This is a genomic window from Marivita sp. S2033 (assembly GCF_046592965.1).
Taxonomy (GTDB): Bacteria; Pseudomonadota; Alphaproteobacteria; order Rhodobacterales; family Rhodobacteraceae; genus Marivita.
Map to the genome: position 1 here is coordinate 1 of NZ_JBISBV010000033.1, position 2,708 is coordinate 2,708.

Here is a 2,708-nt window from a genome sequence, read left to right on the forward strand (position 1 = left end):
CGAGAGGGGACCGACATTGAACAGACCGTCAATTCCTCCGGTGAAGGCTCCAACTCGCGATTGAAGGCGCGTTTCAGCGCGTTCATGTCTTGGATCGCCGCGCAGAATCGGCGGAAAGGAGCCGTTAGCTGCACCTGCACCGGTGCCGCATCAGTTTGAGGAAAGCGGTCATTCGCGGCCCAAACCTTCCATAAAATCCCGTTTTGGGAGTGCACTTTCACTAACCGTGCTTGACCATCGGTTTTCTCTCGGTCTCAATCCCGGTTGATGTTCTACAGCAGAGGCTATCCTGTTTCGACTGGGGGTATTGCGAAGTTCAAGGCATGTGTTCTCGAAGCCAGAAGGCCGCTGTAGATGGCATCGCAACGCGAACCTCAAAACGGACCGTTATCGAGAGGCGACTCGATGATCTGCTAATCATCTGGTACGTGTTGTATTAATAGGATCATTTGCATCAATACATTAAGAATAATCTGGGCAGTCAGGGTTCAATGAAGATTTATCAGGCACTGTTAACCAAAGGATACTTCCCCAAAGAACTTCCTCCTGTCTTCACTACTCAGGACTTCGGTGAGCACGTGGATGATATTCTACTGCACTGGGAGAAAGCCGGTGTTTTCCGGAAGTTAAAACTGTCGGATGAACTGCCAGGAGGAAAGAAGCGCAGCGGGGCGTACACGTACAAGCTTGGTGATGCAGAAGCTGAAAGACTCTCCAAGCCCAAGCGTGGGTATGAAAGGCGAGAGATACATATTACTCACCCGCTGCCCCAAGCGTTGCTAACACGGGAGATTGGTGTCCATTGGAGATCAGTTCAGAGGTGGCTATCTCGACAAACGTACTCGGTGGACGAAATTCGTGTTGGCAATGACTACGAACGGGCCATCAAGGGGATCAACTTTGCTCTTCACGAGGCGAAGAAGTCCTACCTTCAGGCCACATCTGATTGGGTGGTAACCACAGACATCACACGCTTCTATCCATCCATATATACGCATTCAATTGCTTGGGCGGCCTATGGCAAGGAACGGGTGAAAACAAACCTGAATATGTACAAAGGGTCACTTGCAGATCGGCTCGATTTGTTGGTTCGTTCATGCAACCGGAATCAAACGGTTGGAATCCCGGTTGGCCCGGAAACCTCCAGAATCATTGCGGAGACGATCTCTGCACGAATAGATCAAGGTTACGCTGCCCGTTTCCCAGATTCAGACAAGGACAATATCGACCGTTTGCAGGATGACTGGATGGTCGGAATAGGCACTCTTGAAGCGGCGGAAACCGTGCTGTCGGCCATCAGTGGGCTCTACAGAGACTACGGCCTAGATATCAACGGCAGTAAAACTTCCATAGATCGAATTGTTGGTGAACGTGAAAGTGCGTGGATTTCTGAGATGAAAGCCTTTCTGTCTCACCGCACCGGTAGCCTTTCCGGGTCGCGGCTTCGAGAGTTTCTTGAGCTTACCCTCATACTCCAATCTCAAAATCCTACGGCATCGGTAGTGAGCTACGCCCTATCTGTTGTTGAAGGCGTTGCAATTGAAGCAGCCGATATCCCAGTAGTGGAGTCGTTCCTCATCAAAGCGGCTGTGGTCGCCCCAGGCTCCATGGATCGTATTTGTCGCGTAATATTGGATGTACAGAACCGGACCAATGCTCTTTCGGCCAAGCGTATTGGCTCAAGGTTCATCAATCTTGTGAAAGTAGCCTTGGAAAAAGGGCATCACTACGAGGCGATTTGGTTGCTCTATACCTTGCGAGGCCTCAAACGTCCCGTGGACATTAGGTCTTTAAAAGATTTAATTGCTAATGTGGAATCTGCGTCGATTGCTTTGATCCTACTCGACATGAAGTCTAAGGGGCTTTGTATCGGCAAGCTTCCTACGCTGGTTTGGGAAGACAAAATTTCAGAAAACAGTGTGAAGTCGGATTGGACTTGGTTGCTTGCATATGAAGCATATCGTCACGGCTGGTTGGCTGATCGCAACAAGCTTCTGGATAAGCCACTTTTTAAGGCCATGTCGTCTCGCAACGTTGTTTTTTATGATCCCAAACGAAACATAAATACGTCTTCCAGCGAAGCTGACAACAGAAGCACCAGACGCAAAAGAAGCATGGCGGAAGTCAAAAAGCTCCTTGAAAGCCTGCGTGGGGTCGCTGCGGCGGGACATCAGTCGGGAGACTATTAAACAAGTAACCTGAATTGCTTTCGCCTACAGTATGCAAGGGCTCTTGCAACCAATGAACTGATTTCCTTCGCCCACAATCTTTCATTTGGTCCGGATCCAATGTCCGCAATGGAGTCTGCCGCCGCAGCATTTTGTGACTGCACAGGATGACGGCTCTGGGCCGAACCCGCTCAATGCATTCCACGAAAAAACTGAGGAAATCTCCGTATCTATAAAGATAGCAAAAGGAGGTTCTCATGCTTTCACAACCTTTCAATCTCACCCCTATCTCGCCAAGCGCTGCGAGGGTCTATCATGCCCTTCGCGGAAAGCGCTGAGCCATGCGTATCGAAGAAGGTGACATCGTGGTGATCCGCGCCGGTGATGACTGGCCCGAGCACCTCTTTCGGGTCGACGACGTCTGGGACGACTGCATAGGCGGCGTTTTGTCAATCGGCATTGAACTTTGACCCCCTATCGGCGTCCAATATTGACCCCTTTGTGCTGAGCAGGCCCGGCGCTGCGTAGCCCTCACATAGC

General features: G+C 50.6%; 3 protein-coding genes. 2 read left to right on the top strand and 1 reads right to left on the bottom strand.

Annotation, left to right across the window (positions count from 1 at the left end; translation table 11 throughout):
- Nucleotides 1-221, bottom strand: a 221-nt coding sequence (locus ACGKZZ_RS17090) for a hypothetical protein (RefSeq protein ID WP_411224725.1), incomplete at its 3' end; no start/stop codon positions are given.
- A 270-nt stretch (nt 222-491) separates the two neighbouring features.
- Here ACGKZZ_RS17090 and ACGKZZ_RS17095 point away from each other — a divergent pair.
- Together ACGKZZ_RS17095 and ACGKZZ_RS17100 are read left to right on the top strand one after the other, a co-directional pair.
- Entirely contained in the window at nt 492-2,189 is a 1,698-nt protein-coding gene (locus ACGKZZ_RS17095; RefSeq protein WP_411224726.1) for an RNA-directed DNA polymerase, read from the top strand.
- A gap of 320 nt (nt 2,190-2,509) precedes the next feature.
- Complete coding sequence (locus tag ACGKZZ_RS17100) at nt 2,510-2,638, top strand: hypothetical protein (RefSeq protein WP_411224727.1); 129 nt, start codon at nt 2,510-2,512, stop codon at nt 2,636-2,638.
- Nucleotides 2,639-2,708: the final 70 nt, after the last annotated feature.

Excerpts from the sequence above, each read along its gene's own strand:
- ACGKZZ_RS17095 (WP_411224726.1), top strand. The coding sequence starts at position 492 with ATGAAGATTTATCAGGCACTGTTAACCAAAGGATACTTCCCCAAAGAA.
- ACGKZZ_RS17100 (WP_411224727.1), top strand. The coding sequence starts at position 2,510 with ATGCGTATCGAAGAAGGTGACATCGTGGTGATCCGCGCCGGTGATGAC.